The sequence below is a fragment of the Pseudomonas sp. 2hn genome, from assembly GCF_019646095.1.
Classification (GTDB): domain Bacteria; phylum Pseudomonadota; class Gammaproteobacteria; order Pseudomonadales; family Pseudomonadaceae; genus Aquipseudomonas; species Aquipseudomonas peradeniyensis.
Genome location: NZ_CP081016.1, coordinates 264,392 through 285,143, shown reverse-complemented (window position 1 = coordinate 285,143; position 20,752 = coordinate 264,392). Strand labels below are relative to the sequence as shown.

Annotated in this window: 17 protein-coding genes; 10 read left to right on the top strand and 7 right to left on the bottom strand. The window is 67.9% G+C overall.

The annotated features are described in order from the left end of the window. Window positions 1–2: 2 nt before the first annotated feature. From K2O50_RS01330 to tagH, 7 genes are all read right to left on the bottom strand, one after another. Complete coding sequence (locus K2O50_RS01330) at window positions 3–722, bottom strand: PP2C family serine/threonine-protein phosphatase (protein WP_050703375.1); 720 nt, start codon at window positions 720–722, stop codon at window positions 3–5. Further along, window positions 719–1,375 carry a type VI secretion system-associated protein TagF gene (tagF, locus tag K2O50_RS01325; RefSeq protein ID WP_050703374.1) on the bottom strand — a complete coding sequence of 219 codons (657 nt, stop codon included), beginning with the start codon at window positions 1,373–1,375 and terminating at the stop codon, window positions 719–721. The genes K2O50_RS01330 and tagF overlap by 4 nt, the downstream gene beginning before the upstream one ends. After that, on the bottom strand, window positions 1,372–4,878 hold the full coding sequence (tssM, locus tag K2O50_RS01320; RefSeq protein WP_050703373.1) for a type VI secretion system membrane subunit TssM: 3,507 nt from the start codon (window positions 4,876–4,878) through the stop codon (window positions 1,372–1,374). Before tssM ends, tagF begins: the two co-directional genes overlap by 4 nt. Continuing rightward, window positions 4,875–6,191: a DotU family type VI secretion system protein gene (locus tag K2O50_RS01315; protein ID WP_050703372.1), complete on the bottom strand. Its 1,317-nt coding sequence runs from the start codon at window positions 6,189–6,191 to the stop codon at window positions 4,875–4,877. The genes tssM and K2O50_RS01315 overlap by 4 nt, the downstream gene beginning before the upstream one ends. 157 nt (window positions 6,192–6,348) lie before the next feature. Continuing rightward, on the bottom strand, window positions 6,349–7,683 hold the full coding sequence (gene tssK / locus K2O50_RS01310) for a type VI secretion system baseplate subunit TssK (RefSeq protein WP_050703371.1): 1,335 nt from the start codon (window positions 7,681–7,683) through the stop codon (window positions 6,349–6,351). A 15-nt stretch (window positions 7,684–7,698) separates the two neighbouring features. After that, window positions 7,699–8,199 (bottom strand): type VI secretion system lipoprotein TssJ, encoded by a 501-nt coding sequence (tssJ, locus tag K2O50_RS01305; protein WP_050703370.1) that lies wholly within the window; start codon window positions 8,197–8,199, stop codon window positions 7,699–7,701. Between the two features lie 49 nt (window positions 8,200–8,248). Continuing rightward, window positions 8,249–9,622 carry a type VI secretion system-associated FHA domain protein TagH gene (gene tagH, locus K2O50_RS01300; RefSeq protein ID WP_050703369.1) on the bottom strand — a complete coding sequence of 458 codons (1,374 nt, stop codon included), beginning with the start codon at window positions 9,620–9,622 and terminating at the stop codon, window positions 8,249–8,251. 397 nt (window positions 9,623–10,019) lie between these two features. Here tagH and tssA point away from each other — a divergent pair, with 397 nt between their 5' ends. The 10 genes from tssA (at window position 10,020) to tssH (ending at window position 20,748) form a co-directional block, all read left to right on the top strand. After that, the gene (tssA, locus tag K2O50_RS01295) at window positions 10,020–11,054 is read left to right on the top strand and encodes a type VI secretion system protein TssA (RefSeq protein ID WP_050703368.1); all 1,035 of its coding nucleotides are present in this window, start codon (window positions 10,020–10,022) and stop codon (window positions 11,052–11,054) included. Window positions 11,055–11,127: 73 nt separating this feature from the next. Beyond that, window positions 11,128–11,643, top strand: coding sequence for a type VI secretion system contractile sheath small subunit (gene tssB, locus K2O50_RS01290; RefSeq protein WP_050703367.1), 516 nt, complete (start codon window positions 11,128–11,130; stop codon window positions 11,641–11,643). Between the two features lie 11 nt (window positions 11,644–11,654). Next, on the top strand, window positions 11,655–13,148 hold the full coding sequence (tssC, locus tag K2O50_RS01285; protein ID WP_050703366.1) for a type VI secretion system contractile sheath large subunit: 1,494 nt from the start codon (window positions 11,655–11,657) through the stop codon (window positions 13,146–13,148). Window positions 13,149–13,296: 148 nt separating this feature from the next. Next, window positions 13,297–13,785, top strand: a complete 489-nt coding sequence (locus K2O50_RS01280) for a type VI secretion system tube protein Hcp (protein ID WP_050703365.1) — start codon at window positions 13,297–13,299, stop codon at window positions 13,783–13,785. A gap of 72 nt (window positions 13,786–13,857) precedes the next feature. Next, on the top strand, window positions 13,858–14,292 hold the full coding sequence (locus K2O50_RS01275) for a type VI secretion system amidase effector protein Tae4 (RefSeq protein WP_028689174.1): 435 nt from the start codon (window positions 13,858–13,860) through the stop codon (window positions 14,290–14,292). Beyond that, a complete protein-coding gene (locus tag K2O50_RS01270; RefSeq protein ID WP_050703364.1) occupies window positions 14,289–14,699 on the top strand; it encodes a hypothetical protein in 411 nt (136 codons plus the stop codon). The genes K2O50_RS01275 and K2O50_RS01270 overlap by 4 nt, the downstream gene beginning before the upstream one ends. Then, on the top strand, window positions 14,693–15,208 hold the full coding sequence (tssE, locus tag K2O50_RS01265) for a type VI secretion system baseplate subunit TssE (RefSeq protein ID WP_038707176.1): 516 nt from the start codon (window positions 14,693–14,695) through the stop codon (window positions 15,206–15,208). The genes K2O50_RS01270 and tssE overlap by 7 nt, the downstream gene beginning before the upstream one ends. Continuing rightward, on the top strand, window positions 15,205–17,067 hold the full coding sequence (gene tssF / locus K2O50_RS01260; protein ID WP_050703363.1) for a type VI secretion system baseplate subunit TssF: 1,863 nt from the start codon (window positions 15,205–15,207) through the stop codon (window positions 17,065–17,067). Before tssE ends, tssF begins: the two co-directional genes overlap by 4 nt. Further along, entirely contained in the window at window positions 17,031–18,080 is a 1,050-nt protein-coding gene (tssG, locus tag K2O50_RS01255) for a type VI secretion system baseplate subunit TssG (RefSeq protein WP_050703422.1), read from the top strand. The genes tssF and tssG overlap by 37 nt, the downstream gene beginning before the upstream one ends. Then, the gene (gene tssH / locus K2O50_RS01250) at window positions 18,073–20,748 is read left to right on the top strand and encodes a type VI secretion system ATPase TssH (protein WP_050703362.1); all 2,676 of its coding nucleotides are present in this window, start codon (window positions 18,073–18,075) and stop codon (window positions 20,746–20,748) included. Before tssG ends, tssH begins: the two co-directional genes overlap by 8 nt. The last annotated feature ends 4 nt before the right edge of the window (window positions 20,749–20,752 follow it).

Genomic DNA, 20,752 nt, shown 5'->3' with positions numbered 1-20,752 from the left:
CTTCAGTTCACCTTGACGACCACTGCGGTGATGTTGTCCGGCGCGCCACGGGTCAGCCCCAGGTGCACCAGGCTGCGGACCACCTCGTAGGGGTCGGCGTGGCCGAGCACTTCGGCGATCTCGTGGTCCTCGGCGGTCTTGTTAAGGCCATCGCTGCACAGCAGGTAGGTGTCGCCGGGCCGCACCTGCAGGGCCACGGCCTGCAGGTCGAGGTCATCCTCGACGCCGATGGCGCGGGTGACGATGTTGCCGCGCGGATGCACCCGCGCCTCGGCCTCGTTGAGCAGGCCGCTGTCCTGCAGCTCCTGGACGTAGCTGTGGTCGTGGCTGAGGCGCTCGATGCGACCATCGCGCAGGCGGTACAGGCGACTATCGCCGGCCCACAGGCCGATGGCCTGGTCGCCACGCGCCGCCAGCACCACCACGGTGCTGCCCATCATCGCCACGCCACGGCGCACGGTTTCCTCGCGCACGATGCCGTTGACCCAGGCCAGGCCGTCGCGCACCTCGCCGCTGAAGTCGTCGAGCGAGTCGAGCATCGGCAGGCTGCGCAGGCTGTCCATGGCCAGGCTGCTGACATAGTCGCCCGCCGCATGCCCGCCCATGCCGTCGGCCACTGCCCACAGGCCTGCCCAGGTCAACTCCAGGCAGGCGTCCTCGTTGATCTTGCGCACCATGCCGACATGGCTGTAGCTGGCCGCTGTGTACTGCATGTCGGTCATTCGCTGCGCGCCTCGCTACCCAAAAGAAACCCGGCGAAATCCTCGCTGCGCGGCAGGCCCGCGCAGCGCATCAACCCCGGGGCGATACGTTCGGAACCCCTGCCCCACCACAGGCTCATGCCCTCACAGGCGCATTCGGCCAAGGCCAGTGCGCGCCCCTGCGGCGTGGTCGCATCCAACCGCTGCAACCCACCCACCGTCACACGCGGTCCCTGCAGGAGCAGCGTCGAGCCGCGAAAAGGCTGCAAAGCAGCCTCGAAATCCTCAAAGGCAGCACCCGGCTCAAGCGTCGCCAGCAATGCCTCCTCGACCGCCTCGAACCATTCCTCGGCCCCCGCCACCACAGGCGCCAACGGCTGCCCCGGCTCCAGCACCTGGGCCACGGTCAGCGGAAAATACCGCCCGACCCGGTCGATGCTCGGCATCAGCACGCCGATGACCGCCTCGGGCCCGCACAGCCCCGGCGCCAGGGCGAATCGCCACAAGGGGCTGACCAGGTAGGCCTCGAGCCAACGCTCGCCCAGCGCCTGCTGGCTGGCCTGCATCCCCGCCGCCAGCCACTGATCCCAGGGCTGGATGAAGCTGTTTGGAAGGCCGCGGCTGACGAAGTCGCCGCGGCTGGCCAGTTTTCCGTAGAAACCCACGTCGTTCACAGGTGCTCCGGCAGGCTGAAACCGCTGAGCACTCGGCTGCGGAACGGGTTGAAAGCGCTGCTGGCACGCAGCTCGTAGGACACGCTGGCGCCATCGACGCGCAGGCGCAGGTTGAAGCGTTCCGGCGAGCTGCCGGCCACCAGGTCGGACTGGTCGAGCAGGCGGAACCAGGCCCAGGGGCCTTCCACGGTCAGGCCGGAACGGCCGGTGGCCGAGGGCGGCGAGATCGACAGGCGCACCACGCCGATGCTGTTGGGGTTCGGCCACTGCAACGCCACCGGCCGGCTCGGACCGTGGTCGTAGCTGACCTGCTGGCCATCGAGGTCGAGCAGGAACTGGGTGATGGTCGCGTCCATCGCCACCGGCTTGAGTTCGAAGCGCACGCCCGGCTGCACGCCGTTGCTGTTGCGGAAGAACGCATCACGAATGCTCGCCGCGCGCTGGAAGGTGTACAGCACGTTGCTGTTGATCCCCAGCTTCTGCGCCGCGCCCGGCTGCCAGCTCCACGGCGTGCTCGAGGTATTGACGTAGGGTTGCAGGTACTTGCGGAAGTAGTTGTCCATCACCCCGCCGACGCCGAAGAACAGGCCGAAGTCCTCCAGGGTGGCGTCCCGCGAGCTGCCGGCCACCAGCGGGTAGCGGCCGCTGAGGGACTGGCGGTAGACATTCACCACCTCGCTGGTCCAGGCGGCGTTGAGCTGGTTGCGCACGCCGCCCATGACGATGTTGTGGGTCGAGCCGAGCACCGAACCCACCAGGTTCTGCACCACCTTGGGCTGGCGCGCGGCGCCCAGGGCGACACGCTGCGCGGCGGCCTGGGCCTGGTTCTTGGCCTCGCCCAGCAGCGCGTCGCCGCTGGCGCCGACCATGGCGCTGACCTGCACGTACAGGGCATTGAGGTCGGTGAGCAGGCCGTCGATGGCCGCAGGCTGTCCTTCGCCGGTTTCCACCAGCGCGGCCAGCTCGGCGAAGTGCGCGGTCACCGGGTCCACCTCACGAGCAGCCGGGTTGTCGCTCGGCAGCGGCGCATCGCCGAGCAGGCCGCCGAGGCGCTGGCGCAGCTGGTCGACACCGGCCTGTTCGGCCTTGGCCTGGACCTTGTCGAGGGTGGTCGGCTGCGCCAGGTTGGTCTCCTTGGCGGCCGCCTGCAGCAGTTTCTTCATCGGCGAGGTCGGCCCGGACAGCACCCGCAGCACATCGGCGGCCTGGCCGACGCTGGTGATCGGCACGAAGTCCAGGTCCGCCAGCAGCGCATCCCAATGGCGGATGTAGTCCTGGTAGTACAGCTGCAGCACATCGTCGGCCAGGCGCTTGGCATCGCCCGACTCGCTGGCCTCGCGGCCCAGCACCCAGCGCTCCTCGGCCAGGGTCTCGCTGTGGGCCAGGCTGGCGGCGAGGAACGCCTTGCGGTAGCCCTCGACGGTGAAGATGCCCGGCAGCGGCTCGCTCAGCGGCTTGCCGTTCTTGAAGCGGAACACCAGCGCAGCGTCGCGGCCGGCGGCGTCGCTGACCCGGAAGTCGCCGACCCCGGCCGGCAGTTTCTGGCGCTTGACCCGGTCGTAGACACGCTGGGCCACCGGCAGCTGTTGCAGTTGGCGGCGGGTGTCGTCGATCAGGCGCTGGTCGAGACGGGCATTGGGCGGGCGCTTGTCGAACAGCGCCGCCAGGTGCTGCTCCAGGGCCTGGCGCAGGTCCGGCGCCAGGTCGCGGGGCAGGCTGCGCTCCCAGTCGAGGGTGACCCAGGCCTTGATGAACTCGGCGTCGTAGTGTTCACCGTCGGCCAGCATCAGGTAGGCCTTGAGCCCCTCGTAGAGGTAGTCGGACGGGCCGCCGGCGTACAGCTGCTCTTCGATGCGGGTGACCAGGCGCGGGGCGAAGATGGCGATCAGCAACTTGCGGTAGACGCTGTCCGACTCACCTTCGAGCATGTCGCCCTGGTACAGCCCGAGGCCTTCGGCCCAGCCGGGCGGATCCTCGGCCAGGCGGCGCACGCCGTTGAGCAACGGCAGCACGTCGACCACGTTGCGCTGGGCCGGGCTCAGCTCCTGCACGCTCTTGCCCAGCGGCTTGAGGCGGCCGTCGACCTCGGCGATGTATTGCTGGTTGGCGCGGTAGCTCAAGGTCCACAAGGTGCCGACCACCAGCACCAGGGCCACGCTCAGCGCCAGGGCGCCGCGGGCGATCCACTTGCGCCGCTGCTCGACCTTGGGGTTGCTGCCGACCAGGCCGCGCTCGGCGAAGGCCACGGCGCTGAACAGCTTCTCGATGAAGTAGCTGCGCCCGGTGCCGTTCTGCCGCGCCAAATGGGCACGGTCCAGGCCCATGCTCTGGGCCATGCTGCCGATCAGGCGGTCGATGGGGCTGCCTTCCTGGGTGCCGCTGGTGAAGTACACGCCGCGCAGCAGGGCGCGCGCTTCGAAGGCGTTGGGCTTGAAGATGCCATCAAGGAAGGTCTTGAGGTTGCCGCGCAAGGCGGCGAACTGCTGGACGAAACCGTAGACCAGGTCGCGCCGCGCCGGGTCGCGTTCCTGCTGCAGGCGTTCGACCAGACGCTGGTTGAGGCGCTGCTCGAGCAAGGCGAACTCGCTGCCGAACTGGGCCAGCGGGCCATCGCCGTGCTGGCCGTCATCCAGGGGGAAGGTCATGCCCCACACCTGGGCCCGCTCTTCCTTGCTCAGGTTGTCGAAGAACTCCATGAAGCCCGGCACCAGGTCGAGCTTGGTCAGCATCAGGTAGATCGGGAAACGCACGCCCAGCTGGCTGTACAGCTCCTGGATGCGGGTGCGGATCGCCGCCGCGTGGGCGGCGCGCTCGGCGTCGCTGCCCAGCAGCAGGTCGGACAGGCTGATGGCGATGAAGGCGCCGTCGATGGGCCGGCGCGAACGCTGGGTCTTGAGCAGGTCGAGGAAGCCCAGCCAGGCCGCCTTGTCCACCTGGGCATGGCTGTCCTGGGTGGTGTAGCGGCCGGCGGTGTCCAGCAGCACGGCCTGGTCGGTGAACCACCAGTCGCAGTTGCGCGTGCCGCCCACGCCACGAATGGCGCCCTCGCCCAGCTGCGCCGCCAACGGGAAGTGCAGGCCGGAATTGACCAGCGCGGTGGTCTTGCCCGAACCGGGCGGGCCGATGATCACGTACCACGGCAGCTCGTACAGGTTGCGTCGCTCGTCACCGCCCAGGCGCGCCTTCTTCAGCAGCACCAGGGCCTCGTCCATGCGCTGGCGCAGGGTCGCCAGCTCTTCGGCGGTGGCAACGCCGGCAGGGTCCGGCGCGGTCTCGGCGGCCAGGCTTTGCATCACCTTGGCCGCCTGGCGCCGGGCCTGGACGATGCGCCATACGCGGTAGGCGATCCACACCGCGAACAGCAGGACGATCAGCACCAGACGTGGCGCGACCGGCACCAGCGCATCGAGCAGCGGACCGAGGAACCAGATGATCAGGCTGAGGGCGAGCAGGCCCAGCACCGGGACCACCCAGCGAATGACAAAACTGAAAAACGCCTTCACTCGACGCCCTCCGCCAGAACGGTGATTTCAACCCGGCGATTCTTCGCCCGGCCCTGCGCGCTGTCGTTCGACGCCAGCGGCTCGGTGTCGCTCAGGCCCTGGGCGCTGAAACGCCCGGGCTGGCCGGTGCGGGCGGCGAGCAGGTTCTTCACCTCCTCGGCACGGGCCTGGGACAACGCCCAGTTGGACGGGAAGCGCAGCGTGGCGATGCGCTGGTTGTCGCTGTGGCCGGTGACCTTCACGTTGCCCTTGACCTTGGCGACGGCTTCGGCAATGCGCAGCATCAGCGGCTCGAAGTCACCCTTGATGCTGGCGCTGGCCGAGGCGAACAGCTCGTCGCCGCGGATGGTCACCACCGAGCGGTCCACCGCGTCCTCCACCGCGACCCGGCCGGCCTTGATGTCTTCGGCCAGGAAACCGGCCAGGCGTGGACGTTCCACCGGCTTTGGCTGCACCACCGGGCGGTCCATGGCCTGCACCGGGATCTCGCCCAGGGCATGGATGCCACGGAACACCGGCTCGGCGTCGGCGGCCAGTTTCAGGCGCAGGCCGAACAGCACCAGCAACAGCAGCGCCAGGGCCAGGGCCAGGCCGACCCAGGGCGGCACGAACTGCGCCAGGCGGTCACGGGTCACGGTGACGCCGCGCCAGTGCGGCGACAGCTCGCGCTCGATATCGCCACGGGCGCTGCGGATGGTCGCGGCGGTGCGCTCGCGCAGGGCCTCGAGCTGGGCTCGGCCACCGTTCATCACCCGGTAGCGGCCTTCGAAACCGAGGCTGGTGCACAGGTACAACAGCTCCAGCAGGTGCAGGCGTTCACGCGGACTCTGCAGGCAGTGCTCCATCAGCTGGAACACCTTCTCGCCGCCCCAGGCCTCGTTGTGCACGGTGATCAGCAGGCTCTGCTTGCCCCAGTCGCTGGCGCTGCCCCACGGCGTGCTGAGCACGGCCTCGTCGAGCGCGGTGCACAGTGCGTAGCGCGCCAGCAGCACTTCGTTGCGCGCGACCCCGGCGGCCTCGGCGCGCTCCTCGAACTGGCGCAGGTAGGCCAGCAGTTGCGCTCGCAGGCTGGCCGGCGCCGGGTGGGCGATGGTGTTGCGCAGGCGGGTGAGCAACGCCAGCAGCGGGCCGGCCGCCTGCTCCAGCGGGTTCAAACCCGCCGCCTGGCCCGGCGCCAGCGGTTCGGCCGGCACGTTCAGTGGCGGTGGCGGCGCCGCCTGCGCAGGCCCCGGCGCGGCCGGCTGCGGGCCTCGGCCACCGGGGCGCGGCATGAACTGGGTGCGGTCATTGGCTAACGGATCGTCCGATTGCATCGCGGCTTAGTCTCCGGTCCTTGGATAGCGGGTAGGTTCAGCGTAAGAGCGAGCTTGCCTCGCGATCACCGGCGCAGCCGGTGCCAGGCAACGCGTCGCCTGCATCGCGGGGCAAGCCCGCTCCCACGAGGTTGCGACATGATCGACCGCCATCGCGTTATCCTCGGATGGCCCAGAAGGCCAGGTTCAGGCCGGGGAACTCGCCGGCGACGTAGAAGGCGAAACCACCGGAATGCTGCAGCTGCTTCCAGTGTTCGCTGCCCCGGTCGAGTTCGAAGTAGGTGGAGCCGGCATGGAACGGAATCTGCCGTGGCGCCACCGGCAGCGGCAGCAGGCCGATGCCCGGCAACTGCAGGTTGACCAGGTCGCGGATGTGCTCCACCGCGCCGATCTTGCTCTGCTGGCCGAAACGGCTGCGCAGGGTCTCGCTGGGCACGTCGGCGCGCACCACCAGGACGAAGCTGGCGCTGTCGAGCAAGCTGCGGTCGGCCAGCATGCCGACATGAATGCCGTAGGCCTTTTCGACCAGCGGGATGGCCACGGCCTTGCTGTCGATCAGCATCGACAGGGCCTCGCGCAGGGCGGCCAGCACTGGTGCGAAGGTCGCCGCCAGGTCGTCGTGCTGGTACACCGGATATGCCTCGGGGCGGCGACCTTCGCGGGTGAAGGTGGCGAACTCGCCGGCCAGGGCCACCAGCTCGCTGTACAGCCGCTCGGGGTGCAGCGGCGTCAGCTGGTTGAGGTGCTCGACCAGCGGCTGGGCGCGGTTGACCAGTTGCAGCAGCATGAAATCGGCGATCTCCGAGGCACCGCCGTTGGCCGAGGCCACCACGCGCCCGGCCAGGGCCTCGCCGCGCTGGTGCAGCAGGCCGAGCAGCTCGCCACGGAAACCTGACAGCAGGTTGCTGGCGGTCACGTCGAGCAGCGGCGGGATGTAGCTGTCATCCAGCACCAGGGCGCGATCGGCGCGTTTTTCCCGGATGCGCACCACGCCCAACGCGGCATAGTCGCTCAGGCCGTCCTCGGCGCGCAGCAGGCGCAGGGCGCGGCTGCCCAGGGCCAGTGGGGCCCGGTTCTCGAACGGGGCGTTGTCGTCGCGGACTTCGCTGATACGGCTGACATAGCGCGCACCATCAGGTATTTCACCGTCATCGACGGTATCGCGGGCACCGGCGCGCTTGAGCGGCAGGCCCAGGTAGATCACGCCGTTGCGCAGGTCATCGGGTATCTCCAGCGGCGCGGGCGGCAGGTCGTCACGCGGGATGTCGAACGGAGTACCGTCCGGCAGCAGGCCACGGGCACTGAGGATCGCCAGCTTGCCCTGGGCCAGCAGGCCTTGGTCGACCAACAGCTCGGAAAAGCCCCAGGCGGCGGCGTGGAGCGGCCGGCTGCGAGCATCGACGAAGTTCTCCAGGTAGCGGTCGTGTTGCTGGAAGTGCTGGGTGGTGATGAACATCCCTTCCGACCAGACCACGCGATTGTTCCAGGACATGGGTTCTCCGATTGCCTAGCGGGCAGGCTCAGGTTGTGGGGTGGCCACGGCGCTGCGCACGGCGCGCACATCGAGGCTGATCTGATAGTCGCGGGGCGGCACCGGCAGCACGCTGCGCCACTGGGCCTGGTCGACCTCGCGGTAGCCGACCACCAGGCCGACCAGGCGCGTGGACGGGTCGAGCGGACGCTCCAGGCGCAGTTGCTCGCCGGGCTGGAGCAGGACTTCGTCCTGGTCGATCAGGTCGGCGGCCAGGGTGGCCTGGGCGCGCTCGGCCAGGGCGAAATAGTCGGCGCGGGCGAAGGCGGCGCTGTTCTTCAACTCGTAGATGCGTACGCGCACCGGCGCGGGCGTGCCGCCGGCGCCGGGGTTGAGCCCGGCCGCGGCGCTGAAATACAGGGTGATGCCCGTGGCCGCCGGCGCCGCGTCGGTAACGGCGGGCTCGACCGGGCTGTCCTTGCTGCAGGCACTGAGCAGCACCATGGCCAGGGCTGCGATCAGTCTCGTTGCACTCATCCTCGTCCTCATGACGTCCTGTGTTCTTCCTGTGCTCCGGGCGTTGGCCTCAGGAGCGTTGAATGCGTTGGCTATGGGCCTCGTAGGCGCGGCTGAACTCGCGGCCGAACAGGTCCTGGAAGTCGTCTTCGGCTTCCTGGGAAATTTGGCTGTAAAGCTCGGTGAACTGCTGCCAGCAGTGGGCCTGGCGCGAACCACCGAACAGCTTGGCCAGCCCGGCGGCGGGCGCCAGGCGCTGCTCCAGGCGAGCGGGTTCGAAGCGTTTGAGCAAGTGCTTGATGGCCGCCTCGACACCCGCCATCACCGCCAGCTGGTGGGCGCGCAGGTCGTCGAAACTGTCGCGCACCGCCTGGTCCGGGGCCATGAACGCCTGATTGCCCTCGCGCAGCAGCAACAGCAACGCTTCGTCGGCGTTGGGGGCGAACTTCAGCGGGTTGTTACGCACCGGGGCGATGGTGGTCTGCTGCATGCGGAACTCGCCCTTCAGGCTGCTGCGCGCGCGCAGCACATCGATCAGGCCTTCGACCATCAGGCGGTAGCTGCGCCCGACCGCCTCCATCTGCGCGGCGGCATCGGCCGCGTCGATGCGCAGGTGCTCGATGCCCGCGCCACGCAGGAAGGCCTGCAGCAACGCATCGCCGGCACCAGTCGGGTCGGGCGCAGGTGCCGACACGGCGGTAGGTGGCGGCGCAGGCGTGACGACCGGTGCCACCGGCGCTACCGGCTCTGGCAGGGGCGGCGCGATCACAGGCGCAGGCTGGGGAGCAACCACCGGCGTTTCATCGAGCAGGTTCCAGTCGTCGGGGATCATGCCCGGCGCGGCGGGTATGGCGGCCTGCACTGGCGGGGGCGGCGGCGCCACTGGCGTGGGCGGACGGAAGTCATGCTGCTGGGCGGGGACATGATCCGGCAGGCTGACCGGAGGCACAGTGGATGGGCCAAGAAAATCGAACAGGTCCGGCAGGGTATCGTGGCTCGATGCACCCTGCAGGAATGCGGCCGGCGCGCCGACGATGGGCGCGCTCTGGGCGGCCGCCTGGTTGGCCATCAATGCTTCGAAACTATGGGCCTGCGGCTGCCCGGCAACCGGGATCGACAGGCCGGCATCGATGCGTGCCTGGATCTCGTAATCGCCGATTCGAATAACTTCGCCGTCCATCAACGGTTCGCTGTTACCGCGACGCAGGCGAATACCGGCGTGTACCAGTTCCACGCCGTTTGTGCTGTTATCGGTCAAGTAATAGCGGCCATCCTTGAACTGGATCACACAATGTTTCGAAGAAACAAGGCGTTCCGGATCGGGAAGTACCCAGTCATTATCCGCCGCACGACCTACGCTGATGGCACCGTTTTCCAGCAACTTCTCCGGGCATTGCCCAGGGGTGATCTTGTGATAACTGGTAATGGTCAGGCAAAGTGCCATCACGCCTCCTTGCATATATATGAAACACTCACACATCCATTTGAGTGGATTCGCGAGCCCGACCTCACTTTCCGGCTAAACCCTTGTAAGTACTGGGCCTCACACCGAAATTCGCTTCCCGGAAAGGTCGTATTAAACCCTATCGGCAAGGCACTTTGATGGCACCTGACCAATGGACACGAATACCTGCCAACTGGTTCACAGTCACCCTTCGCGGCGCGTAGCTTACCTTGACAGCAATTTGGAAATAAACCATAAATGCGCAACTTAAGAATGCCAAAGTGATATCACGGTGATATCAACTTCGCATTCTTTGACAAGTTTGTGCGCCATTTCACATTTGCAACTTGGCGCAAACGACGCCCTCACCAAGGGCCGATAGGGAGATCGATTTCTGGTGAACTCACCGCAGCTGCTCGCCGCTGTTTCCGCAGACTTTCCGTGCGGCGACGACCTCGAATACGATGCCGATTTCCTGCAACTGGAACGTGACGCCCAGGGCCGCCCCGAGCGCGTGATGGGCGACGCCGTGCAAGCGGCCGAGCCGCCGCAGTGGCGTGCCATCGAGCAGTCCTGCACCAGCCTGCTGCAACGCAGCAAGGACCTGCGCATCACCCATTTCCTGGTCCAGGCCAACCTGGCCCTGCACGGCCTGCCGGGCCTGGCCGCGAGCCTCGAGCTGATCCGCGACCTGCTGGGCGAATACTGGCTGCACCTGCACCCGCAGCTGGACGCCGCCGACGACAACGACCCCACCGTGCGGGTCAATGCCCTGGCCGGGCTCACCTGCGACACCAACATCGCCCTGCTGCGCGACGCCGTGCTGGTGCGTTCGCGCACCTTTGGCCCGGTCACCCTGCGCGCCGCCCTGCATGCGGCGGGCGTGCAGCACTTCGCCAGCGAGCAGCTGAGCGCCGAGGAACTGGCCGCCGCCCTGCGCGACGCCGACCCCGAGCAGCTCGCGCAATGCCGCCAAGCCCTGCAACTGGCCCGCGAAGCCCTGGACACCATCGAGAGCCGGGTCAACGACCAGGTCGGTTCGGCCAGCGGCGTCGACCTGTCCGCCCTGCGCCAGCCGCTGCGCCAGGTCCAGCAGGTGCTGGCCGACTACAGCCCGGAAGGCTCGGCGCCGGTCAGCGCGAGCATGGACGAAGTGACGGCGCATGGCGCCCCTGACGACCCGCAGCCCGTCGCCGTCGCCGCGCCACGTGTCGCCGTGCGCCCCGGCGAGGTGAACAGCCGCGATGACGTGCTGCAGAGTCTCGAGCGGGTGCTCCAGTACTACGCCCGCCACGAGCCCTCCAGCCCGCTGCCGGTGCTGCTGCGCCGGGCGAAGAAGCTGGTCGACGCCGACTTCGCGACCATCGTCCGCGACCTGATCCCCGATGGCATGTCGCAATTCGAGAACCTGCGTGGCCCGGAACACGACTGACGTCGTTCCGGCCGCCTAAACACCGACGCCCGCAACAAGCAGAGCCGCCGTACCGGCGACCAGGAGGAACAACGTGGCGAAAGACAGCTCCCAGAAATTCATCGCGCGCAACCGTGCGCCGCGGGTACAGATCGAATATGACGTCGAGCTGTACGGCGCCGAGAAGAAGGTCCAGCTGCCCTTCGTCATGGGCGTGCTCTCGGACCTCGCCGGCAAGCCCGCCGAGCCGCTGCCGGCCGTGGCCGACCGCAAGTTCCTGGAGATCGACGTCGACAACTTCGACTCGCGCCTGAAGGCCATGAAGCCCCGCGTGGCGTTCAACGTGCCCAATGAGCTGACCGGTGAAGGCAACCTGAGCCTGGACATCACCTTCGAGAGCATGGACGACTTCAGCCCCGCCGCCGTGGCGCGCAAGGTCGATGCCCTGAACCAGCTGCTCGAGGCCCGCACCCAGCTGGCCAACCTGCTGACCTACATGGACGGCAAGACCGGCGCCGAGGACATCATCCTCAAGGCCATCAAGGACCCGGCCCTGCTCCAGGCCCTGGCCAGCGCGCCGAAACCTGCCGACAACGAGCCGAAGGCCTGAGGAGACCGACCATGAACGATCCGTTGCGCGACAGCCAGGCCCCGCAGGCGGCCACCCAGGACCCGAGCGAGTTCGCCAGCCTCCTGCTGCAGGAATTCAAGCCCAAGACCGAGCGGGCCAAGGAAGCCGTCGAGAGCGCCGTGCGCACCCTCGCCGAGCAGGCCCTGGCACAGACCAGCCTGGTCTCCAACGATGCCATCGGCTCGATCGAGCAGATCATCGCCGCCATCGACGCCAAGCTCACCGCCCAGGTCAACCAGATCATCCACCACGATGACTTCCAGAAGCTGGAAAGCGCCTGGCGCGGCCTGCACTACCTGGTCAACAACACCGAGAGCGACGAGCAGCTGAAGATCCGCGTGCTCAACATCTCGAAGAACGACCTGCACAAGACCCTGAAGAAGTTCAAGGGCACCGCCTGGGACCAGAGCCCGATCTTCAAGAAGCTCTACGAAGAGGAATACGGCCAGTTCGGTGGCGAGCCCTACGGCTGCCTGGTGGGCGACTACTACTTCGACCAGTCGCCACCCGATGTCGAGCTGCTGGGCGAAGTGTCCAAGGTCTGCGCCTCGATGCACGCGCCGTTCATCTCCGCCGCCTCGCCGACGGTGATGGGCATGGGCTCGTGGCAGGAGCTGTCCAACCCGCGCGACCTGACCAAGATCTTCACCACCCCGGAATACGCCGGCTGGCGCTCGCTGCGTGAATCGGAAGACTCGCGCTACATCGGCCTGACCATGCCGCGCTTTTTGGCGCGCCTGCCCTACGGCGCCAAGACCGACCCGGTGGAGGCCTTCGCCTTCGAGGAAGACACCGACGGCGCCGACAGCAGCAAGTACACCTGGGCCAACGCCGCCTACGCCATGGCGGTGAACATCAACCGTTCGTTCAAGCACTACGGCTGGTGCTCGCGCATCCGCGGCGTGGAATCCGGCGGTGAAGTCGAGGGACTGCCGGCGCACACCTTCCCCACCGACGACGGTGGCGTGGACATGAAGTGCCCGACCGAGATCGCCATCTCGGATCGCCGCGAGGCGGAGCTGGCCAAGAACGGCTTCATGCCGCTGCTGCACAAGAAGAACACCGACTTCGCCGCCTTCATCGGCGCGCAGTCGCTGCAGAAGCCGGCCGAGTACGACGACCCGGACGCCACCGCCAACGCCAACCTGGCCGCGCGCCTGCCGTACCTGTTCGCCACCTGCCGCTTCGCCCATTACCTGAAGTGCATCGTTCGCGACAAGATCGGCTCGTTCAAGGAAAAGGACGAGATGCAGCGCTGGCTGCAGGACTGGATCCTCAACTACGTCGACGGCGACCCGGCGCACTCCACCGAGACTACCAAGGCCCAGCACCCACTGGCGGCCGCCGAAGTGGTGGTCGAGGAAGTCGAAGGCAACCCGGGTTACTACAACTCGCGCTTCTACCTGCGCCCGCACTACCAGCTCGAAGGGCTGACCGTGTCGCTGCGCCTGGTGTCGAAGCTGCCTTCGGCCAAAGGGGCCTAAGCCTGAACGGGGCCGCTGCGCGCCCCATCGCGGGACAAGCCCGCTCCTACAAAGGCTGCACAAACCCTGTAGGAGCGGGCTTGTCCCGCGATGGGCTGCACAGCAGCCCCACTAGCACCGCCAACCGACTGGAAATCCCGAGGACATCATGGCTGTAGATATTTTCATCAAGATCGGCGACATCAAGGGCGAGTCCCACGACAAGGCTCACAAAGACGAAATCGACGTGCTCAACTGGAGCTGGGGCATGTCCCAGTCCGGCAACATGCACATGGGCAGTGGCGGCGGTTCGGGCAAGGTCAACATCCAGGACCTGTCGATCACCAAGTACATCGACAAGTCCAGCCCCAACCTGATGGCCCACTGCTCCAGCGGCAAGCACATCGACAAGGTCAAGCTGACCGTGCGCAAGGCCGGCGGTGAAAGCCAGGTCGAGTACCTGATCATCAACCTCGAAGAGGTGATCGTCAGCTCGCTGAGCACCGGCGGCTCGGGCAGCGACGACCGCCTGACCGAGAACGTGACCCTGAACTTCGCCAAGGTCACCGTCGACTACCAGCCGCAGAAGGCCGACGGCACCAAGGAAGGCGGCCCGATCAAGTACGGCTGGAACATCCGCTCCAACGTCAAGATGTGACCGACCGCGCCCGTGCCGCCCCAGGCGGCGCGGGCGCCCCTCTCCACGCCTCACCCGCCCACGGTGAACATCATGGCCAAGCCTTCTTTCATCAACCTGTGGAATGCCTATCCGAAAGTGTCCTCGCCCTGCGATGGTCCGTGGGACAACCAGTGCGCCATCCGCATGAGCATCGCGCTCAACGGCGAGATGAGCCTCAAGGTCAACAAATCGACCTATACCGAACCCAAGTGCGCCCATGGCCATGCCCGTGGCGCCGAATCCCTGGCCAACTGGCTGGAGCGCCAGCTGGGACGCCCGCAGCGCATCGGCGGCAGCGCCCAGGAGCGCGACAAGCTCAAGGCCAAGACCGGGATCATCTTCTACAAGGACTGCTTCGCCCGCACCGGGCAAAGCCAGGAAAACCGCACGGGCGACCATATCGACCTGTGGAACCGCGGCCTGACCAAAGGCTTCTCCGATCAGAACTACCAGTCGAAACAGGTCTGGTTCTGGGAGCTGACATGAAGCGCGTGGCCTTGGCCGGCGCCCTGCTGCTGGCCCTGAGCGCCTGCGCCGACGCCGAACTGCTGGACCAGGCGAACCTGGGCGGGCAGGCCGTGAAGCTGACCGAGAACGCCGGCCAGTGCGTGCTCGACCGTGGCGAACAGCGCCTGGCGCTGGACATGCCATGGCCCTGCGGCCTGAGCCCCGATCGCGCCGGCAAGGCCCGGGTCGAGCAGTTCGACGGTGTGCCGATCGTGCTGGTGACCCATGTACAGCCACACCCGACGCTCAAGGGCGAATGCCTGAAGACCTCGCGCGCCGTGCGCCTGACCCCGGCCGGCCTGGAAGCCTCCACGCCGGCACCGAGCGCGTCCTGCGACACCGGTTTCGAAGACCAGAAAATGTTCACAGGGATGTTCCAGTGGTAGCCGAGATCGCCACCCGCGACCGCCTGCAGCCCTCGCTGCTGGATCGCCTGACCGATGACGACCCGGGCAACCCGCAGGAAGCCCCCGACAAGCGCGTGCTCAGCCTGCAGCAGCTCAAGGCCTCGGTGCTGCGCGACCTGGCCTGGCTGCTCAACACCACCTCGCTGCTCGACACCGGCGCCACGCTGAATTCCCCGGCCGGCGCCTCGGTGATCAACTACGGCCTGCCGGCCCTGGCCGGCAACAGCGCGTCGAACATCGACCTCAACGCGCTCGAGCGCATCATCCACCAGGCCATCGCCACCTACGAGCCGCGTATCCTCGCCCATACCCTGAAGGTGCGCGCCCAGGCCGCGCCCGGCGAGATGAACGCCAACGCCCTGAGCTTCGAGATCGAAGGCGACCTGTGGGCCCAGCCGGCGGCCCTGCCGCTGCTGCTGCAGACCGACGTGGACCTGGAGTCCGGACACGTGCGCGTGGCCCCCGCCGACCGCCGGAGACGCGCATGAACCCGCGCCTGCTCGAACTGTACAACCAGGAGCTGCAGCACATCCGCGAGGGTGCCGCCGAGTTCGCCAAGGAATACCCGAAGATCGCCGGGCGCCTGACGCTGTCCGGGATCGAATGCGCCGACCCCTATGTCGAGCGCCTGCTGGAAGGCTTCGCCTACCTCACCGCGCGGGTGCAGCTGAAACTCGACGCCGAGTACCCGACCTTCACCCACAACCTGCTGGAAATCGCCTACCCGCACTACCTGGCGCCGACCCCGTCGATGACCGTGGTGCAACTGCAGACCGACCCCGACGAGGGCTCGCTGGCCGCCGGCTTCCAGCTGCCCCGCGACAGCGTGCTGCGCGCCAACCTTGGCCGCAACTCGCAGACGCCATGCGAATTCCGCAGCACCCAGGACGTCACCCTGTGGCCGCTGCAGGTGGCCCGCGCCGAATACTTCGGCAACCCCGGCGCCGTGCTCGGGCGCCTGGCCGCCAGCGAACCGAAGGCCCGCGCCGGCCTGCGCCTGAGCTTGCGCAGCGGCGCGGAAATCCCCTTCAGCAGCCTGCCGCTGACGCACCTGCCGCTGTACCTCAATGGCGCCGACGAAACACCCTTCCGCCTTTACGAGCAACTGCTGGGCAGCGCCTGCGCGGTGTTCGTGCGCCAGCCGGGGGCCGACTGGGTCGAGCGCATCCCGGTCGAGCAGGCCTTGCTGCCGTGCGGCTTCGACGATCGCGAAGCGGCGTTGCCGGTGGTGCCCCAGGCGTTCCAGGGCTATCGCCTGTTGCAGGAATACTTCGCCCTGCCGCAGCGTTTCCTGTTCGTCGATTTCGCCGGGCTGGAGCGCGCGGTCAAACGTTGCAACGGCCAGGAGCTGGAGCTGCTGGTCCTGTTCGAGCGCTTCGACCCCACGCTGGAGAGCAGCGTGGGCAGCGCGCAGTTCGTGCCGTTCTGCACCCCGGCGATCAACCTGTTCCCGCGCCGTGTCGACCGTATCCACCTGACCGACCGGGTCCACGAGCACCATGTGATCGCCGACCGCACCCGGCCCACCGATTTCGAGATCCACTCATTGCAGCAGGTCAGCGGCCACGGCACCGGGCCGGACCAGGCGTTCCTGCCGTTCTACGCCGTGCGCGACCCGTCACGCTACGGCCGCGACCAGGCCTACTACATCGTCCGTCGCGAGCCACGGGTGCTGTCCAGCGAGCAGCGACGCAACGGCACGCGCTCCAGCTACATGGGCAGCGAGACCTTCGTCAGCCTGGTCGACGGCCACCAGGCGCCGTACCGCCACGACCTGCGCCAGCTGGGCATCAGCGCGCTGTGCAGCAACCGCGACCTGCCGCTGTTCATGAACGTCGGCGACGGGCGCAGCGACTTCAGCCTGGCCGACAGCGCGCCGGTGTCCGCCGTGCGCTGCCTGGCCGGCCCCAGTCGACCGAAGGCCAGCCATGCCCACGACAACCGGGCCTGGCGCCTGATCAGCCAACTGTCGCTGAACTACCTGTCCCTGGCCGAACAGGGCCAAGGCGCCGCCGCCCTGCGCGAACTGCTGCGCCTGTACGGCGACCAGCAGGACAGTGCCCTGCAACTGCAGATCGACGGCCTGCGCGAAGTCAGCTGCAAGCCCTGCACCCGGCGCCTGCCGATGCCCGGGCCGATCGTCTTCGGCCGCGGCCTGGAGATCACCCTGACGTTCGACGAAAACGCCTTCCGCGGCACCGGCGTGTTCCTCCTGGGCGCGGTGTTCGAGCGTTTCCTGACCCGCTACGTGTCGATCAACAGCTTCACCGAAACCGTGCTGCGCACCAGCGAACGTGGCGAGATCATGCGCTGGAACGCCAAGCCCGGGCGCAGGCCGACCCTGTGAACACGCTACAGGCCATGCAGGCGCAGCCCTGGGAGTACGACTTCTTCCAGGCCTTGCGCCGCCTCGAGGCGGAAAACCCCGAGCTGCCGCGCTTCGGCCATTCGCTGCGCCTGGCCGACGAGCCGGTGCGCCTGGGCCAGCGCCTGGATTGCAGCTTCGCCCCGGCGACGCTGGCCTCGGTCACGGCCAACGACGATCAGCCGGCGCGCCTGGAGCAGTTCTTCTTCGGCCTCGGCGGCCCCAACGGTCCGCTGCCGCTGCACCTGACCGAGTACATGCGCGAGCGCCAGCGCAACCACGCCGACCCGACCAGCAAGCGCTTCCTCGACATCTTCCACCACCGCCTGCTGAGCCTGTTCTACCGCGCCTGGGCCGAGGCCCGGCCGACCGTCAGCCACGACCGCCCCGGCGACGACTACTGGGCCGCGCGCCTGGCCGCCCTCAGCGGTCGCGGCCAGCCGGAACTGCAAGGCCAGGGGCCGCTGGCCGACAGCGCCAAGCTGCACTGGTCCGGCCACCTGGCGGCGCAGACCCGCTACCCGGACGGCCTGTGCAGCATCCTGTCGAGCTATTTCGGCGTGTCGGTGCGGCTCGAGGAATACGTCGGCCAGTGGCTGGAGCTGCCCGAGCGCAGCCAGCTCGGCGTGCGCGCCAACCGCCTGGGCGTCGACCTGTGCCTGGGCCGCTACGTCTGGGACCGCCAGCACAAGTTCCGCCTGTGCCTGGGCCCGCTGACCCTCGACCAGTACCACGCCCTGCTCCCCGGCGGACAGGCGTTCGTCGAGCTGGCGGCCTGGGTCGCCGAGTACCTGGGCCAGGAACTGGACTGGGACCTCAACCTCATCCTCGCGCAGGGCCAGGTGCCCGCGCTGCAACTCGATGCCGGTCAGCGCCTGGGGTTCGACACCTGGCTCGGCCGCCCTTCGCACGATGCACGCGACCTGAAGCTGGCCCGGTACTACGCCGACCAGCCGGTCGCCGCACCCCTCACAAGGAGTCAGGACCATGGGTGAAATCAGCCGCGCCGCGCTGTTCGGCAAACTCAACAGCGTTGCCTACAAGGCCATCGAGGCCGCCACGGTGTTCTGCAAGCTGCGGGGCAACCCCTATGTCGAGCTGGCGCACTGGCTGCACCAGTTGCTGCAGCTGCAGGACAGCGACCTGCACCGCATCATCCGCCAGTTCAACGTCGAGCCGGCACGCCTGGCCCGCGACCTGACCGACGCCCTGGACCGCCTGCCACGGGGCTCGACCTCGATCACCGACCTGTCCTCCCAGGTAGAAGAGGCCGTCGAGCGCGGCTGGGTCTACGGCAGCCTGATGTTCGGCGAAAGCCAGGTGCGCACCGGCTACCTGCTGGTCGGCATCCTCAAGACCCCGAGCCTGCGCAATGCGCTGCTGGGGCTGTCCAGCGAGTTCGCCAAGCTGAAGATCGAAGCCCTGAGCGAGCGCTTCGACGAGTACGTTGGCGACTCGCCGGAAAACAACCTGGCCGCCAGCGACGGCTTCAGCGCCGCCGCACCGGGCGAGGCCAGCGGCGCCGTGGCCCCGGCGGCGATGGGCAAGCAGGAGGCGCTCAAGCGCTTCACCGTCGACCTCACCGAGCAGGCCCGCAGCGGCAAGCTCGACCCCATCGTCGGCCGTGACGAGGAGATCCGCCAGCTGGTCGACATCCTCATGCGTCGCCGCCAGAACAACCCGATCCTCACCGGCGAGGCCGGCGTCGGCAAGACCGCCGTGGTCGAAGGCTTCGCCCTGCGCATCGTCGCCGGCGACGTGCCGCCGGCACTGAAGGACGTCGAGCTGCGCAGCCTGGACGTCGGCCTGCTGCAGGCCGGCGCCAGCATGAAGGGCGAGTTCGAACAGCGCCTGCGCCAGGTGATCGAGGACGTGCAGGCCTCGCCCAAGCCGATCATCCTGTTCATCGACGAAGCCCACACCCTGGTCGGCGCCGGCGGCGCGGCCGGCACCGGTGACGCCGCCAACCTGCTCAAGCCGGCCCTGGCCCGCGGCAGCCTGCGCACCGTCGCCGCGACCACCTGGGCCGAGTACAAGAAGCACATCGAGAAGGACCCGGCCCTGACCCGCCGCTTCCAGGTGGTCCAGGTGGACGAGCCGAGCGAGGCCAAGGCGCTGTTGATGATGCGCGGCGTGGCCTCGACCATGGAGAAGCACCACCAGGTGCAGATCCTCGACGAAGCGCTGGAAGCCGCCGTGAAGCTGTCGCACCGCTACATCCCGGCGCGCCAGCTGCCGGACAAGTCGGTGAGCCTGCTCGACACCGCCTGCGCCCGCGTCGCCATCAGCCTGCACGCGGTGCCGGCCGAGGTGGACGACAGCCGTCGGCGCATCGAGGCGCTGGAGGTGGAACTGCAGATCATTGCCCGCGAAGCCGCCATCGGCGTCAGCACCGGGCAGCGCCAGATCCAGGCCGACAGCCTGCTGGCCGAGGAGCGCGAGCGCCTGGCCAACCTGGAAAACCGTTGGGCCGAAGAGAAGGCCCTGGTCGATGAACTGCTGGCCACCCGCGCGCAATTGCGCGAGCAGGTCGGCGTGGTCGACCGGGAAGTGGACGCACAGGGCAGCCATGAGCTGCGTGAAACACTCATCGATCTGCAGCAACGCCTGAGCCTGCTGCAGGGCGAAAGCCCGCTGATCCTGCCGACCGTGGACTACCAGGCGGTGGCCTCGGTGGTCGCCGACTGGACCGGCATCCCGGTGGGCCGCATGGCGCGCAACGAGATCGAGACCGTGCTCAACCTCGACAGCCACCTGGCCAAGCGCATCATCGGCCAGGACCACGCGCTGAAGATGATCGCCAAGCGCATCCAGACCTCCCGCGCCGGCCTCGACAACCCGAACAAGCCGATCGGCGTGTTCATGCTCGCCGGCACCTCCGGGGTGGGCAAGACCGAGACCGCGCTGGCCCTGGCCGAGGCCATGTACGGCGGCGAGCAGAACCTGATCACCATCAACATGAGCGAGTTCCAGGAAGCCCACACCGTCTCCACCCTCAAGGGCGCGCCACCCGGCTACGTCGGCTACGGCGAGGGCGGCGTGCTGACCGAAGCGGTGCGCCGTCGCCCGTACAGCGTGGTGCTGCTGGACGAGGTGGAAAAAGCCCACCCCGACGTGCACGAGATCTTCTTCCAGGTGTTCGACAAGGGCGTGATGGAAGACGGCGAAGGCCGTCAGATCGATTTTCGCAACACCCTGATCCTGCTCACCACCAACGCCGGCACCGAGCTGATCGCCAACATCTGCAAGGACCCGCAGGCCCTGCCCGACCCTGAGGCCGTGGCCACCTCGCTGCGCAAGCCGCTGCTGGAGATCTTCCCGCCGGCGCTGCTCGGCCGCCTGGTGACCATCCCCTACTACCCGCTCAGCGACGCGATGCTCAAGGCCATCACCCGCCTGCAGCTGGAGCGCATCCGCAAGCGCGTGGAAGGCACCCACAAGGTCGGCTTCGCCTACGACGAAGGCGTCGTCGAGCTGATCGTCTCGCGCTGCACCGAGACCGAAAGCGGGGGCCGCATGATCGACGCCATCCTCACCAATGGCCTGCTGCCGGACATGAGCCGCGAGTTCCTGACCCGCCTGCTCGAGGGCAAGCCGCTGGCCAGCGTCAGCATCAGCCGCCGCGACAACGACCTGCACTATGACTTCGGCGCCGCCGACTGACAGG

Excerpts from the sequence above, each read along its gene's own strand:
- K2O50_RS01270 (WP_050703364.1), top strand. The coding sequence starts at position 14,289 with ATGAAGCGCGTGGCCTTGGCCGGCGCCCTGCTGCTGGCCCTGAGCGCC.
- tssJ (WP_050703370.1), bottom strand. The coding sequence starts at position 8,199 with ATGAGTGCAACGAGACTGATCGCAGCCCTGGCCATGGTGCTGCTCAGT.
- tssH (WP_050703362.1), top strand. The coding sequence starts at position 18,073 with ATGGGTGAAATCAGCCGCGCCGCGCTGTTCGGCAAACTCAACAGCGTT.
- tssC (WP_050703366.1), top strand. The coding sequence starts at position 11,655 with ATGAACGATCCGTTGCGCGACAGCCAGGCCCCGCAGGCGGCCACCCAG.
- K2O50_RS01330 (WP_050703375.1), bottom strand. The coding sequence starts at position 722 with ATGACCGACATGCAGTACACAGCGGCCAGCTACAGCCATGTCGGCATG.
- tssF (WP_050703363.1), top strand. The coding sequence starts at position 15,205 with ATGAACCCGCGCCTGCTCGAACTGTACAACCAGGAGCTGCAGCACATC.
- K2O50_RS01280 (WP_050703365.1), top strand. The coding sequence starts at position 13,297 with ATGGCTGTAGATATTTTCATCAAGATCGGCGACATCAAGGGCGAGTCC.
- tagH (WP_050703369.1), bottom strand. The coding sequence starts at position 9,622 with ATGGCACTTTGCCTGACCATTACCAGTTATCACAAGATCACCCCTGGG.
- tssK (WP_050703371.1), bottom strand. The coding sequence starts at position 7,683 with ATGTCCTGGAACAATCGCGTGGTCTGGTCGGAAGGGATGTTCATCACC.
- K2O50_RS01315 (WP_050703372.1), bottom strand. The coding sequence starts at position 6,191 with ATGCAATCGGACGATCCGTTAGCCAATGACCGCACCCAGTTCATGCCG.
- K2O50_RS01275 (WP_028689174.1), top strand. The coding sequence starts at position 13,858 with ATGGCCAAGCCTTCTTTCATCAACCTGTGGAATGCCTATCCGAAAGTG.